Genomic DNA, 14,095 nt, shown 5'->3' with positions numbered 1-14,095 from the left:
CGCCTGGAAAGTGTGTAGGCGGGAGACCGTCTCCAGGGTTCGAATCCCTGTCTCTCCGCCATTGTCACCCTAATTTTTAATTTAATAACAATAAGATAGGGGCGTATCTGGCTTGCCAGATGCGGTTCAACCCACACTTCAACCCATGCTTCGATTGGACATGAAACGGCGCAGGTTGCGGGCCGTGGATCACGCATTCGTGATCTGTCCATTTTGAGTCACGCTCACTTCGCGATGCCTAGATCGGCACGGAATGCAGCTTTCAGCCCGTCATGGGCCTTCGTTCGGCCTTCTGGGTCTTCGTTTGTTTCAACAATTCGTTCAATCGACTTACGAACAACTTCGGGTGCAACTAATTCGCAACGCATTTGCCAAAGGGCGAAGTTCTTGGCGGCTTCGTCGGTGCTTTCGACAGCGGCGCGATGATAGGCTTCAAGCAAACCGATGTAAGCAACCTGCTTTTCTCGAAAGCGTCGGTTGTCTTGTTTTGACCGTTGCGCAAGCCATGACTGGATAAGAGCCGTTACGACTGACCCAAGGCCAAAAGCTGTAAGAAGTGAGAGTACGTTCACGATTAAAATTCCTCTAAATCATTCGGTTAAATCTCAATCATACACGACAATCGCGACGAAAAAAGACCCCCGAAGCATCGCAGCAACGGGGGTCAGTTAGCTTCCAAATTGCCCCTTCGGAAGATCGTTAGAAACAGGCTTGGGGAATGCCCACAATCAAGCGGTCGGCGTCGGGATCAATGCCGCCTGCAGCAGCCGCTTGGCGCAAAGTCTGGCCGTCTGCGACACTGACCACCCGGCAGGCAGGGAAGCCGTCACGCTGCGCCGTTGACAGCCATGCAAGCTGCGCTGCGCGGTCGGTTACTATTGGCTGGCCCTGCGAAGGCTCGAATTCAGCTTCAAGCACGTCATGTGCCACCAGCAAGGGCAGACAAACCGGCACCCGGCCACAAGGTCTACCGGTATCTGCTGAGAAGGCTTGCGGTGACGCGACCAAATCAGGTTTGGGCGATGGACATTCCCTACATCCCAATGGCGCGCGGGTTCGTCTATCTGGTTGCCGTTCTGGCCTGGCGGCTGTCGGTGACGCTGGAAACCATTCGCAGCCTCAAACGCTATATTGCCCGAGAAGTCTTCGGCACTATCATGCGTCGCCAGAAGCAGATCAATCAATCCCAGATCACCGCTTGTCTCTTAGAAGGGCGTCCAGGGCAGCCACTTCACATCTATTGACTTCTTCAAGACGCTGAAGGACGCAGATATCCAGACCAGCATAGGCGGAAAAGGCGCGTGGTGCGACAATGTTTTTGTCGAGCGCCTCTGGCGGACGATCACATACGAGGAAGTCTACCTGCGTGCTTATGACAGCGTATCGGCTGCGCGCGCAAATCTGCGCCGGTATTTGACGTTCTACAACACGCGGAGACCGCATTCATCGCGGGCCGGGCAGACGCCCGATCAGGCATACCACATCAAGCCGCAGCAAATACCGGTCGCGCCATAACCGAGCGGGAGAGCCCCTTAGGAAACGGCTCGAAACTGGTCAAACGGACCGAGCCACCTCTGATCAACTGGCCAAGTCGGGGAACATTCCGGCCAGCCCCTCAAGGCTCGCGGCACAAATGCCCCGTTCGGTGATCAGCCCGGTGACCAACCGGCCGGGGGTCACGTCAAAAGCGGGGTTTTGAGCCGGGGTCGCCTCGGGGGTGACCCGCACCACATCGATGGACCCGTCTGCGCGCGTGCCCTGAATATGGGTCACCTCGCGGGAGGGGCGTTCCTCAATCGGGATGCCGGAGAGGCCATCGGTCACCGTCCAGTCAATGGTCGGTGAGGGCAGGGCGACATAAAAAGGAACATTGTTGTCCCGCGCCGCCAGCGCCTTGAGATAGGTGCCGATCTTGTTGCACACATCGCCCTGGCGGGTGGTGCGATCAGTGCCGGTGATGACCAGATCCACCAGCCCCTGCTGCATCAGATGACCGCCGGCATTGTCGGTGACATAGCTGTGCGCGATACCGTGGCTGCCGAGCTCCCAGGCGGTCAGCGCGCCCTGATTGCGTGGCCGGGTCTCATCGACCCAGACATGGAGCGCAATGCCCTCATCATGGGCCTGATACATCGGGCTGGTGGCGGTGCCCCAGTCGACGGTGGCAATCCAGCCCGCGTTGCAATGGGTGAGCAGGCGGACCGGCTCGCCTGCCGGTTTGCGCGCGGCAATCTCGCGGATCAGAGTGAGGCCATGTGCACCGATCCGGCGATTGATCTCCACATCTTCATCGGCAATATCATGGGCGAGCGAGAGCGCGGCGTCGGCCCGCGCGCCCGGCGCCAGTGGTTCGAGCGCCGCGCGGCAGCGATCGAGCGCCCAGCGCAGGTTGATCGCGGTGGGGCGGGTGGCATGCAGAAGCGTCCAGGTGCGGTCCAGCTCGGAGTCCGATGGGTCCTGTGCCATGGCAAGCGCCATCCCATAGGCGGCCGTGGCGCCGATCAGAGGCGCGCCGCGCACCTGCATGTCCACAATCGCCGTCGCATAGTCCGCCAGCGTATCAAGCTGCCGGATGCGGAAATCGTGAGGCAGCCAGCGCTGATCGATAATCTGCAGCGCGCCCTTGGTGTCGTCCCACCAAAGCGACCTGTAGGGGGTGCCGTTGACTTTCATGCGCTCGACCTTTCGATATCCGGTCCACCGTGGAGCCGCAGCCATTTTAGCCCTCGCTGCCGAAACCGCCACAGCGAATTTGCATGTCGCCGTCGGTCCAGGACACCGCGGGTCCATGTCGTCAAAAATTCACATAAATCACGAGGGTTCCAGGTGAACTCTGATCCGCAACAGGCTACCAGCACAGCAAAGAATGAACCAGAGGACCAAAGACATGCGGTTGGAACGCGACATTGAGCAGGCGTTGATTGCCATGGTGCGGGGCGCTGCCCGGGCGGAGATCCTGCCGCGCTTTCGGAATTTGTCGGCCGGGGCGATCAAGACGAAATCCTCTGCCATCGACCTGGTGACCGATGCGGATGTCGCCGCCGAGGAGCACATCACCCGGGCCGTCGACACCATTCTGCCCGGCGCGGTTGTGATCGGCGAGGAAGCGGTCTCTGCCGATGCCTCCCGGCTGCAACAGCTCCCGGGTGCCGAGATCGCAGTGATTGTCGACCCGATCGACGGCACCTGGAATTTCGCCAACGGCCTGGCGACCTTTGGTGTGATCCTCGCGGTCACCGTGCGGGGGCAGACGGTCTTTGGTCTGCTCTATGATCCTGTGGTGGATGATTGGGTCGAGGCCAGTCTGGGAGGTGGCGCATGGTTTGCGGCCCCGGGTCGGCCGCCGGAGCCGCTCCGGGTGGCGCCGGAACGCCCCTTTGCCGAGGCGACCGGGTTTCTGCCGCACTACCTGTTTCCCAAGGCCGAGCAACCCCGGCTGGCCCATGGCATGGTCACCGCGCGCCGGGTGAATGCGCTGTGCTGTTCCTGTCACGAGTATCGGGTGATGGCGCAGGGCAATGCCGATTTCGTGCAGACCGAGGGGATCAACTGCTGGGATCATGCGGCGGGCGTTCTGGCGGTCACCGAAGCTGGCGGCCACGCGCAGCTGGTTGACGGGCGGGCCTATGCGCCGACGATTGCCGAAGGGCGGCTGACCGTCTCCAGCGGTGCGGCGATGCGTGCAGAGGTTCTTGAGGCCTTTGGTCTGGCCTGAGCCGTGCCCTCTTGGCCGCCCGGGAGACATCGCCTAGGGTTCTGTCCAATGAGAGGGAGGGCGAGGTCATGGCACAGCAAGAGACAGAAGAGAGCAGCCCCGGGCCGCTGGTCACCCGGCACGACGACGCGGGCGTCACCACTCTGACGATGACGGATCCGCGCAGTATCAATGCGCTGTCCGAGGCGATGCTGCAGGCGCTGCAGTCCCGGCTGGACGAAATTGCCGGGGACAGCACGGTGCGGGCGGTCATCCTGCGCGGCGCGGGCGATCATTTCTGCGCCGGGCACAATCTGAAGGAAATGACTGCAGCGCGCAGTGATGAGGACGGCGGGTTTCAGTATTTTCAGGATCTCTTTGCCACCTGTTCGCGGATGATGCAGCGGATCGTGACCCTGCCACAGCCTGTGATCGCCGAAGTTTCGGGCATCGCCACGGCGGCGGGATGTCAGTTGGTCGCGACCTGCGATCTGGCGGTGGCCTCGCAGGATGCGCGCTTTGCCACATCCGGCGTCAATATCGGTCTGTTTTGCTCGACGCCGATGGTGGCGCTCTCGCGCAATGTGGCGCGCAAACACGCGATGGAGATGCTGTTGCTGGGCGAGTTTATCGCCGCTGAGCGCGCCGCTGACATGGGCATGGTCAATCGCGTTGTACCCTTGGTTGAGCTGGCGGAGACCAGCCGTGCGATGGCCAGGACGATCGCCGATAAATCGCCCGCCGCTGTCAAAATCGGCAAGGGCGCCTTTTACCAGCAGGCGCAGATGTCGCTGTCTGACGCCTACGCTCATGCGGGGCGGGTGATGGCGGGAAACATGATGGCGCGGGACGCAGAGGCCGGGATCGGGGCCTTTATCAACAAATCCGCCATGCCCGAATGGACGGGGGAGTGAACTGCTGAGATCTCGCGGCGCAGGCGGGCTGCCCTGACCACGCGCCGAGGTTGGATCCGACCCAGGCGGCAAGCCGACCCTGTTGCGGAGGGCGGCTGATGGCTTGCGCCTTTCACGGGCGGAGGCTGCGCCAGTGTCGCCAGGCTTCGGGGGTGTCGAGATCGGTCAGTGCATGGGCCGCGGGCAGGCGGACCATCTCCACCCTGTCGTTCTGCAGCAGGGCCCGGGCGCCGGTATCGCCGCGCAGCTCCCGCAGCGCCGCAAAGCAGCGTTTGGGAAACAGAACGGGGTGTCCGGGGCGCAGGCTGCCGGTTTCATCCGCGCCACTTGCCCGCAGGATGGGACCGTCCGCGCCCTGAAACCGGGCGGCCAAATGCTGAAAATCGGCGGTGGTGAGGTCGGGCATGTCGGCGGGGAGCAGCAGTACGCCCTGAATGTCGTCCGGCAGCGCCTGCAGGCCGGAGCGGATCGATGCACTCATGCCCTCAGTGGCCCCCGGGACCGGAACAATGGTCGCCCCCGTCGCTGCGCAGGCGCGGGGATGGTCGCGTTCGGGCAGGGTGACAAAGACCGGCAATCCGGTCGCGCGGGCCTGGCGGATCAGATGGGCCAGCAGGGGCTGGCCGTCGACGGCCTCCATCAGCTTGTCGCGCCCCTGCATCCGGGTCGAGGCGCCGGCGGCGAGCAGGAGGATGGCGAGAGGTTCGGGCAAGAGGAGGCTCCTTTGCGCAGGGAGGCTGTGGTGGGAGCCTCCGGCGGAGGTATTTTGGAAAAGATGAAAGGAAATGCCAAGGGGGATAGGTCAGCTGTTGTGACCTTTTGTTTCGCGCGCGAAACATTGGGGCAGGGATGTTGTCCGATAAATTGCGCGCGCCCGGGCAGGAGCGCGCGCTGATCTGGCAACACCCGTGGAGAAAGGTCAGGAAGGTTGACCTGGTTCGCGTGGTCAGCCGCGCATGCGGGCGCCATCGGCGTCAAACAGCGGCGTGGTGATCAGCCGGGCCTTCTGACGCGCGCCGAGGATTTCAATCTCGACTTCCAGGCCGTCCTCGCTGGCACGATCCGCCGGGACAAAGCCGAGTGCGATGGATTTCCGGGCAAAGTGGCTGTAGCCGCCGGAGGTGCAGAAGCCCACGACCGCACCATCGCGCCAGATCGGCTCGTAGGCGGTGACATCGGCGTCCCCGGCCTCGACCTCAAAGGCGCAGAGTTTACGTGCGGGACCTGCGTCGCGTTCGGCCTCGGCTGCGGAACGGCCAATGAAATCAACCGGTTTCTTGAAGGAGATAAAGCGATCAAGGCCGGTTTCTGCCGCCGTATAGTCGGGCGAGAATTCCGAGAGCCAGGAGCCGAAGAACTTGTCGAGACGCAGGCTCATCATGGCGCGCATGCCAAAAGGTTTCATGCCGTGGCTCTGCCCTTCGCCCCAGAGCGTGGTCCAGAGGGCGCGTTGGCTGGGCAGATCGCAGTAGATCTCATAGCCGAGATCGCCGGTGTAGCTGACCCGTTGCACGACGCAGTCCACCATGCCGACGGTCAGGCGGCGCACATCGAGGAAGCGCATGTCGGAGATGTCGGAGCGGGTGCAGGCCTGCAGTACTGCGCGCGCATTGGGACCTGCGATCTGGAAGCCGTTCACCTTGTCGGAGATATTGTCGATGGTGACGCCCTCGTCGAGATTTTGCAGGAACCAGCGCATGTGGTAGGCCTGCGCGCCATAGGAGGCGGTCAGTTGGAAGTCATCTTCGGCCAGGCAGGAGATGGTGAAATCCCCGATCAGGCGCCCCTTGGGTGACAGCATCGGCGTCAGGCTCAGGCGGCCCGGTTTCGGCACCCGGCCCGCCATCACCCGGTCAAGCCACGCGCGGGCCCCGGCGCCCCGAATGCGATATTTTCCGAAGTTGTGAATCTCATTGATCCCAACGGCTTCGCGGACGGTGTTCACCTCTCTCGCGGTGGCCTCGAAGGCGTTGGAGCGGCGGAAGGAGGGGGTCTCGTAGCGGGGGTCCCCGTCGGCGGCGAAGTAATTCGGGATCTCGGTTCCGTATTGGTGGCCCCAGACCGCGCCCATCTGGTCAAAAATGTCATACATCGGCGTGGTCCGGAACGGGCGCGCGGCGGGGAGTTCTTCGTTCGGGTAGGCGATGGAGAAGCGTTTCTGGTAGTTTTCGATGACCTTCGGGCGGGTATAGCCGGGTGTGATCCAGTCCCCGTAGCGGGCCACATCCATGGCCGTCGTGTCGCGTTCGCATTCGCCCTCGACCATCCATTGCGCCAGCATCAGACCGACGCCGCCGCCCTGCGAAAAGCCTGCCATGACGGCGCAGGCCGACCAGTAGTTCGACACGCCGGGCACCGGGCCGACCAGCGGGTTGCCATCGGGCGCGAAGGTGAAGGGGCCGTGGATGACCGATTTCACGCCAGCCTCCTGGAGGGCCGGGAAGCGGTCGTAGGCGAAGGCGATGGAGTCTTCGATCTTGTCAAAGTCGTCGGGCAGAAGTTCGTGGCCAAAATCCCAGGGGGTGCCATCGACCGCCCAGGGGCGGCAGGGTTGTTCGTAGAAACCGATGCAAAGGCCCTGGCCTTCCTGGCGCAGGTAACTCTCGCCGGCGGGGTCCATGACATGCGGGTGTTCGATGCCATTGGCCATCATGTCCCGGATCAACGGCACCTCGTCGGTGACGATATATTGGTGTTCCATCGGGTGGAGGGGGAAGTAGATGCCCGCCATGGCGCCGACCTCCCGCGCCCAGAGACCGCCGGCATTGACGATATGTTCGGCGTGGATCCTGCCCTTGTTGGTGACCACGTCCCAGGTGCCATCGGGGCGCTGGTTGGTTTCGGTGACCTTGCAATGGGTCTCAATGGTGGCGCCGCCCAGTCGTGCGGCCTTGGCATAGGCGTGGGTCGTGCCTGAGGGGTCGAGGTGGCCGTCAAGTGGATCGTAGAGGCCGCCGATGATGCCGTCGATATTGGTGACGGGCGCGATTTTCTTGATCTCCTCGGGGCTTACAATCTCTGTCTCAAGTCCCATGAAGCGGTGCTTCGCGCGCTCCGCCTTGAGCATATCGAAGCGTTCCTTGTTGTCCGCGAGCGTCACCCCGCCGACGTGATGCAACCCGCAGGACATGCCGGTGATCTCTTCGAGCTCCTTGTATAGTTTGATCGTATAGCCCTGAAGTGCGGCCATGTTGGTGTCGCCATTGAGGGTATGAAAGCCGCCCGCTGCATGCCAGGTGGAGCCGGACGTCAGCTCTGAGCGCTCGATCAGCATGACGTCGGACCAGCCGAGTTTCGTCAGATGGTAAAGAACGGAGCAGCCGACAACGCCGCCCCCGATAACTGCCACGCGGGTGCTTGTTTTCATGACTGATCACTCCTTGTCGGGATCCTGTTCGGATGCATTCTGGACAGTTATGCCCAGTAGTCCAGTCAAAAAGCGACCATTGATGTCGGCGCTGTTACCGCGCATTCTCCCGCCCATTTGCCGTGCCCCTTTTAAAAGGGGACCCGTCCTCCGGTTGGGCATGGCGCCGCGCGCGCGCCCCGCAGGGGCGCGCGCGCGGCGCCGGTCGCTTCGGGCAAAGCCCGAAGCGAAACCCCTCACTTCGGATCGGTAAAACGAACAGGGGGGGCGGTTACCCTTCGAGCGGGCGGATTTTCAGGCCTGTTACCCTGTTGCCGTCCCGTGCCGTGACCTCGAAGCGGAAGCCGTGGAAGGAAAACACCTGTCCGACCGTAGGGATCATTTGCGCCTCATGAATCACCAGACCTGCGACGGTGTTGGCCTCGAGGTCGGGCAGGTTCCAGTCCATCGCGCGATTGATGTCACGAATGGTGGTCGCCCCCTCTACGATATAGTTGCCGTCCGTGGTCTTGCGGGCAAAACTCTGTTCTGCCGGATCGAATTCGTCGGTAATCTCGCCCACGATTTCTTCGAGGATATCCTCAAGCGTGATCAGCCCCTGCAACGAGCCATATTCATCCACCACAAGGGCAAAATGCGTGCGCACGCGCAGAAACTGGCGCATCTGGTCGTCGAGTGTTGTGGTTTCGGGAATGAAATACGGCGGCTTGCAGACTTCGGTGATCTTGAAATCGCGCAGGGCAGAGGCATCCCCGTCCGGCCCCCCGATCTTGGCATACATTTTTCGCAGCAGATCCTTGGCATGGACAACGCCGATGATGTTCTCCTGATCATCGCGAAACACCGGCAGCCGGGTGTGCGAGGAGGTCAGGCATTGCTCCAGAATGGCCTCCGGGTCGGAGCCTGCGTCGATCATCTCGATCTTGGAGCGGTGGAGCATGATTTCCTCCACGAACCTGTCGGACAGATCCAGTGCCCCGAGGATACGGTCGCGGTCTTCCTTCTCCACGACGCCCTCGGAATGGCCGATCTGCAAGGCGCCGACGATTTCCTCGCGCACCGCCATGATGTGGCTGTCGGGGTCGATCTGCACGCCAAAGATCCGCAGGACACCGCGCACCAGCAGGCGCACCGCGCCGACGACAGGTGCCAGAATGGTGACCAGCGTGCCGATCACCGGGGCAACCGCGGCGGCGGCTTTTTCGGAATTGGTGATGGCGTAGGTCTTTGGCAGGACCTCGGCAAAGATCAGCACGAGGAATGTCATCACGATGGTGGCCAGCGCCACGCCGCTTTCGCCAAAGATCTTGGTGAACAGGGCCGTCGCCAGCGAGGCTGCGAGGATATTGACGAGGTTGTTGCCCAGCAGCACGGAGCCGATCAGCCGCTCGCTGTCCTCGGTGACCTGCAGCGCGCGCTCGGCCCCGTGAGATCCTTTGTCGGCCTGGCTGCGGAGTTTCCCCCGGGAGGCGGCGGTCAGGGCTGTTTCTGACCCGGAGAAAAACCCCGAGAGCACCAGCAGAAGAAAGATGCCGCCGGTGGTGATCCAGAAAGAGCTGTCGAAAACCGTGGTGATATTGTCCATAGGGGGTCCTGAACTGCCGTCGTGTTTATAGGGTTATGAAGGTCCGCCGGAACGGGATCAAGCGCTGTTGGCGCAGCATGGGCCGCCCGGGCGCGCTGCGGGGCATGTGATCCTATGCCTCCGGGTCTTCGCTGCGCGCCAGAGGATGGTGGCGATGCACCAGTTCCGACAGCCGGGCGTCCAGAACATGGGTGTATATTTCTGTCGTCGCGATATCGGCATGTCCCAGCAGCGCCTGAATGGCCCGCAGATCAGCCCCATTGGCGAGCAGATGCGTGGCAAAGGCGTGGCGCAGGGTGTGGGGCGTGACCTTCTCCGGCGCAACGCCGCCCGCAATCGCCAGTTCCTTGATCAGCAGGTAGAACCGGTGGCGGGTCAGATGGCCGTCCTTGCCGCGGGAGGGAAACAGGAAGGCGGAGGGTTTGACGCCCCGCGTCTCCCGGTCGTCCTCGGTTTTGTCGCGGTCAATGAGCCAGTCGGCAAGGGCGGCCCGTGCGGGTGGGGAGAGCGGCACCATCCGCTCCTTGCCGCCCTTGCCGAGGACCAGCAGCATGTTGGGATCGCCACGTGCCGCGGAGGCGGGCAGGGAGACCAGCTCGCTGACCCGCATGCCGGTGGCATAGAGAAGCTCCATCATGCAGGTATTGCGCAACCGGTCCGAGGGGCTGCGACCGACCTGACGGGCGGCCTCAAGAAGACGGTCAACCTCGGCCACATCCAGCGTTTTGGGCAGGGATTTGGCGCGTCCGGGGCCTTTGATCTGCAGGGCAGGATTGTCCTGTCGCCAGCCTTCTTCAAAGGCGAAGCGGTAGATCTGCTTGAGCGCGGACAGGCGGCGCGCGCGGGTGGCCCGGCTGAGGCCTTCTGCATCGCAGGCAATCAGATAGGATTCAATATCGGCCTGATGCGCGGTCGCAAAGCTGAGCTGGCGGCCGGAGAACCACTGGACGGCATCCTTCAGGTCGCGCCCATAGGCCAGCAGCGTATTGCGGGCGGCGCCCAATTCGGCGGCCTGGGCATCGAGAAAGGTCGAGATCCATTGGTGATCGCTGGCGGGGGCCTGCATGGTCACGATCCCCGGCCCAGCAGGGCAAGCTGCAGCGCCGCCCGGCGGGCGGTATCTTCAAGGCCCATCCGACGGAACGCGGCGAGCGACAGAGCGGCGGCTTCGAGATTGCCGTCGGCGCCGTGAGAGAAGCTTTTCATGGTGACCAGAATGGCCTCGCCCAGCCGCCCCTGATCGAGCAGAAGCTGTTGCGCTGCAGGCAGTTCGCTGTCGGGGGCAAAGCCCCGCGCAATGGCGCGTTCCAGATCGGAGGAGGCGAGCTGCGGATCCGGCTGCCCCTGTGCGAGGCCTGCGACAAACCGCGTTTTCTGCGCGTGGTCCGGTGGGGTCGCGGCGGCTTGCTCATATTCAGGCGACAGCATGCGCAACTCCCAGGCGATACGGGCGGCTTGTCCGGTCAGGGGCACGGTCGCCAGACGCGGGGCAAACAGCTCTGCCATGGCCAGCCGGAGCCCCGCCTGTTGGGCGGCAGACCACAGACCGGGCAGCGTCTTGCGGACGGCCTCGGCACTGCCTGCGGTCAGGGCGGTGTCCAGCCGCTGCACGGCGTCGACCCGGTCCCAGACCCCGCCCGAGGCCGCAGGCTGGCGGGCGGTAAAGAGGCCGAGCAGTTGATTGGGGTTCATGGCGCGGCTGCGGGTCAGGCGTTCGGCCGCTTCGAGCTGCGCTTTCCAGCCGGCGATGTCGCGCAGGTCGGCACTGGCGAAGGCGCGCGGCAAGGGCGCCGTGGGCATGGGTTCGCCAATCGCCTCAAACAGGCGAAATTCGAGCGGCGTCGGGGAGTTCGGCAGCGGCAGCGGCGGCATGCCTTCGTAGATGTCGGGGTTCAGGAAGCGGTCCAGCAAGGCCAGCTCCGATTTGGAAATCAGGTCCAGCGCATGCGCGGTTTCGAGCATCAGGGCCGCGGTCGGCCAGTCCCCGCGCCGGGCGGCACAGAAAATCCGCGCCCGGTAGTCGCTCATCAGGTAGGGATCGGCGGTCAGCGCGGCGCAGCTCCGGTCCTCGTCGCCATTGAGCAGAGTTGCATCGAACCAGCGCGAGAACCGCTGGGCATTCCCGGTGGGGCCGGCCTCCTGCACCAGGGCCTGGACCGGATCGGTGGCGCCGGCCTCCCGCAACCGGTCCAGACGGGCCAGCAGGACCTGGTCGTCGTCATCGAACGGTGGTCTGGCCTCGGTCAGCAGCAGCGTCATCAGGAGCGATTGCATGGCCGGCAACCCGCTGACGGGAACGTCGCGGATCAGCTCGGCGAGCCGCTCCGGCGGGCTGCTTTGCCACAGGGTAATCGGCAGACCGGTGCGGTTCTGCGCCACCAGGCCCACCGGCGGCAGGAGGCGCTGCAGCGGCGTCACGGTAATGGCCGGGCCATTCGCCGTTTGCGCCACCGGCGGCTCCGTCAGCAGGGTCTGCGGGATATTGGCCACGGGGGGCGCCGCGTTCAGCCAGTCGATTGCGCTCAGCGGTTCGCGCGCGTCTGCGGCGATGGCTGTCAGCAGGAATGCGCCAACGGCCAAGGCTGCGGGTTTAGTCGGCATTGAGCACCACGGGCTTGCGCACCTCGACGGCGGGCGCCGAGAAATCAGCGCCGAACCAGGGGCCGACATAGGCATAGGCGACCAGCGCGATAATTGCCAAAAGAATGAGGAAAGCCAAGTATTTTGCCAAACGTGCCATGGGTGTCCCGGTGCCTGCTTCTTTGCCTGTTTTACGAGTTTTATATATGGCCTTTTCGGCAATATCACGTCATTCACGGAAGAATGAGCGAAAAAGACCAAATCAGCGGTGCGGTGGCAGAAAGTTGCGCGCCGGGACATCTGAAGAAGACCATTGTGCTGGTGGGGATGATGGGCGCCGGGAAAACAGCCGTCGGGCGGGCCTTGGCCGCGCGCCTTCAGGTGCCGTTTCTCGACAGTGACCACGAGATCGAAGTGGCCGCGAATATGACGATCCCCGAGATCTTTGCCCGCTATGGCGAGCCGTTCTTTCGCGAGAAGGAATATCAGGTGATCTGCCGGCTCCTGAAGGAGGAATGCGGCGTGCTGTCGACCGGGGGCGGTGCCTTTCTGGCCGAGCGCAACCGTGCAGTGATGTCAGCCGCCGGTGTTTCGGTCTGTTTGCAGGCCGATCTCGATGTCCTGTGGAAACGGGTCAAGGGCCGCGATTCACGGCCTTTGCTGCGGTCTGCGGATCCCTATCAGACGCTGGCGGATCTGTATCAGGCGCGGGTGCCGGTCTATGCGCAGGCGGATCTGGTTGTGCCGTCCGACGGGGTGGTCTCGATCGAGAGAATGGTGGACAGGGTGCTGGAGGCGCTGGCCGCCCGCCCCGACGTGATGGAGGAGGAGAAGTGATGGAACGGACGGTACATGTGGCGCTCGGGGAGCGGGCCTATGATGTGGTGATTGGCCCGGATCTTGTGGGGCAGGCCGGTGCCCGCATTGCGCCGCTGCTGCGGCGGCGGAAAGTGGCCGTGCTGACGGATGAGACGGTGGCCGGGCTGCATCTGGAGCACCTACGGGCGGGGCTGGCGAAAGACGGCATCGAGCTGGATGCGCTGGTGCTGCCGCCGGGCGAGAGCACCAAGGGCTGGCCCCAGTTCACCCGCGCGGTCGAGTGGCTGCTGGAGACCAAGGTGGAGCGCGGCGATATCGTGATCGCCCTGGGCGGTGGGGTAATCGGCGATCTGGCCGGCTTTGCAGCGGCCGTTCTGCGGCGCGGCGTGCGCTTTGTGCAAATCCCGACCTCGCTGCTGTCGCAGGTGGACAGTTCGGTCGGGGGCAAGACGGGCATCAACGCTCCGCAGGGCAAGAACCTGATCGGGGCCTTTCATCAGCCTTCTCTGGTGCTGGCCGATACGGCGATCCTCGCCACGCTTGCGCCCCGGGATTTTCTGGCGGGCTACGGCGAGGTGGTGAAATACGGCCTGCTGGGGGATGCGGATTTCTTTGCCTGGCTGGAAACCCATGCGGCTGCGATGGCTGGTGGGGACCTGGCGCTCCGGACCGAGGCGGTGGCGCGGTCGGTGCAGATGAAAGCTGACATCGTGGTGCGGGACGAGACGGAACAGGGCGACCGGGCCCTGCTGAACCTGGGCCATACATTCTGCCACGCGCTGGAGGCGGCGACGGGCTATGGCGACCGGTTGTTGCATGGCGAAGGGGTGGCGATCGGCTGCGCGCTGGCGTTTGAACTCTCGGCGCGGCTGGGCCTGTGCAGTCAGGAGGACCCGAGCCGGGTGCGGGCGCATCTGAAGGCGATGGGAATGAAAACCGATCTGTCCGACATCCCCGGAGACCTGCCTCCGGCCGCCGATCTGGTTGCGCTGATGGGCCAGGACAAGAAGGTGATGGACGGGCAGTTGAATTTCATCCTTGCGCGCGGCATCGGTTCGGCCTTTGTGACGGCAGACGTGCCGGGCGATGCGGTTCTGGCGGTTTTGCAGGACGCGCTGGATCAGAGGGCAGGCTAG

12 protein-coding genes and 1 pseudogene are annotated in these 14,095 nt (G+C 63.6%); 5 read left to right on the top strand and 8 right to left on the bottom strand.

The features are described from left to right. Window positions 1–224: 224 nt before the first annotated feature. Window positions 225–572, bottom strand: coding sequence for a hypothetical protein (locus FGE21_RS13880; protein WP_139663897.1), 348 nt, complete (start codon window positions 570–572; stop codon window positions 225–227). A 246-nt stretch (window positions 573–818) separates the two neighbouring features. Here FGE21_RS13880 and FGE21_RS20440 point away from each other — a divergent pair. Further along, a pseudogene (locus FGE21_RS20440) lies at window positions 819–1,515 on the top strand (transposase); the annotation flags it as partial. 63 nt (window positions 1,516–1,578) lie between these two features. Here the strand turns inward: FGE21_RS20440 and mtnA are convergent. Then, complete coding sequence (mtnA, locus tag FGE21_RS13865) at window positions 1,579–2,673, bottom strand: S-methyl-5-thioribose-1-phosphate isomerase (protein WP_139663895.1); 1,095 nt, start codon at window positions 2,671–2,673, stop codon at window positions 1,579–1,581. 214 nt (window positions 2,674–2,887) lie between these two features. On the opposite strand from mtnA, the gene FGE21_RS13860 reads away from it, so the two are divergent. Together FGE21_RS13860 and FGE21_RS13855 are read left to right on the top strand one after the other, a co-directional pair. Then, entirely contained in the window at window positions 2,888–3,715 is an 828-nt protein-coding gene (locus FGE21_RS13860; protein ID WP_139663894.1) for an inositol monophosphatase, read from the top strand. Window positions 3,716–3,783: 68 nt separating this feature from the next. Then, entirely contained in the window at window positions 3,784–4,608 is an 825-nt protein-coding gene (locus FGE21_RS13855) for an enoyl-CoA hydratase (RefSeq protein WP_139663893.1), read from the top strand. 112 nt (window positions 4,609–4,720) lie between these two features. Here the strand turns inward: FGE21_RS13855 and FGE21_RS13850 are convergent, their stop codons facing one another. From FGE21_RS13850 to FGE21_RS20080, 6 genes are all read right to left on the bottom strand, one after another. Continuing rightward, on the bottom strand, window positions 4,721–5,320 hold the full coding sequence (locus FGE21_RS13850) for an NTP transferase domain-containing protein (RefSeq protein ID WP_255731593.1): 600 nt from the start codon (window positions 5,318–5,320) through the stop codon (window positions 4,721–4,723). Window positions 5,321–5,554: 234 nt separating this feature from the next. Then, window positions 5,555–7,975 (bottom strand): FAD-dependent oxidoreductase, encoded by a 2,421-nt coding sequence (locus tag FGE21_RS13845; RefSeq protein ID WP_139663892.1) that lies wholly within the window; start codon window positions 7,973–7,975, stop codon window positions 5,555–5,557. 271 nt (window positions 7,976–8,246) lie between these two features. Beyond that, complete coding sequence (locus FGE21_RS13840) at window positions 8,247–9,560, bottom strand: HlyC/CorC family transporter (RefSeq protein WP_139663891.1); 1,314 nt, start codon at window positions 9,558–9,560, stop codon at window positions 8,247–8,249. Window positions 9,561–9,672: 112 nt separating this feature from the next. Beyond that, window positions 9,673–10,626: a site-specific tyrosine recombinase XerD gene (locus FGE21_RS13835; protein ID WP_139663890.1), complete on the bottom strand. Its 954-nt coding sequence runs from the start codon at window positions 10,624–10,626 to the stop codon at window positions 9,673–9,675. 2 nt (window positions 10,627–10,628) lie between these two features. After that, a complete protein-coding gene (locus FGE21_RS13830) occupies window positions 10,629–12,161 on the bottom strand; it encodes a hypothetical protein (protein ID WP_139663889.1) in 1,533 nt (510 codons plus the stop codon). Next, the gene (locus tag FGE21_RS20080; RefSeq protein WP_176695443.1) at window positions 12,151–12,300 is read right to left on the bottom strand and encodes a hypothetical protein; all 150 of its coding nucleotides are present in this window, start codon (window positions 12,298–12,300) and stop codon (window positions 12,151–12,153) included. The genes FGE21_RS13830 and FGE21_RS20080 overlap by 11 nt, the downstream gene beginning before the upstream one ends. A gap of 83 nt (window positions 12,301–12,383) precedes the next feature. Between FGE21_RS20080 and FGE21_RS13825 the strand changes: the two genes are divergently transcribed. Continuing rightward, window positions 12,384–12,977, top strand: a complete 594-nt coding sequence (locus FGE21_RS13825) for a shikimate kinase (protein ID WP_139663888.1) — start codon at window positions 12,384–12,386, stop codon at window positions 12,975–12,977. Next, window positions 12,977–14,095 (top strand): 3-dehydroquinate synthase, encoded by a 1,119-nt coding sequence (gene aroB, locus FGE21_RS13820; protein WP_139663887.1) that lies wholly within the window; start codon window positions 12,977–12,979, stop codon window positions 14,093–14,095. Before FGE21_RS13825 ends, aroB begins: the two co-directional genes overlap by 1 nt.

It is taken from the genome of Phaeobacter sp. B1627, from assembly GCF_006265095.1.
Lineage (GTDB): Bacteria > Pseudomonadota > Alphaproteobacteria > Rhodobacterales > Rhodobacteraceae > Epibacterium.
This window is presented reverse-complemented; position numbering and strand designations above follow the sequence as displayed.

Bases quoted from the DNA above. Each gene is read 5' to 3' on its own strand.
- mtnA (WP_139663895.1), bottom strand. From the start codon at position 2,673: ATGAAAGTCAACGGCACCCCCTACAGGTCGCTTTGGTGGGACGACACC.
- FGE21_RS13860 (WP_139663894.1), top strand. From the start codon at position 2,888: ATGCGGTTGGAACGCGACATTGAGCAGGCGTTGATTGCCATGGTGCGG.
- FGE21_RS13855 (WP_139663893.1), top strand. From the start codon at position 3,784: ATGGCACAGCAAGAGACAGAAGAGAGCAGCCCCGGGCCGCTGGTCACC.
- FGE21_RS13845 (WP_139663892.1), bottom strand. From the start codon at position 7,975: ATGAAAACAAGCACCCGCGTGGCAGTTATCGGGGGCGGCGTTGTCGGC.
- FGE21_RS13840 (WP_139663891.1), bottom strand. From the start codon at position 9,560: ATGGACAATATCACCACGGTTTTCGACAGCTCTTTCTGGATCACCACC.
- FGE21_RS13835 (WP_139663890.1), bottom strand. From the start codon at position 10,626: ATGCAGGCCCCCGCCAGCGATCACCAATGGATCTCGACCTTTCTCGAT.
- FGE21_RS13830 (WP_139663889.1), bottom strand. From the start codon at position 12,161: ATGCCGACTAAACCCGCAGCCTTGGCCGTTGGCGCATTCCTGCTGACA.
- FGE21_RS20080 (WP_176695443.1), bottom strand. From the start codon at position 12,300: ATGGCACGTTTGGCAAAATACTTGGCTTTCCTCATTCTTTTGGCAATT.
- FGE21_RS13825 (WP_139663888.1), top strand. From the start codon at position 12,384: ATGAGCGAAAAAGACCAAATCAGCGGTGCGGTGGCAGAAAGTTGCGCG.
- aroB (WP_139663887.1), top strand. From the start codon at position 12,977: ATGGAACGGACGGTACATGTGGCGCTCGGGGAGCGGGCCTATGATGTG.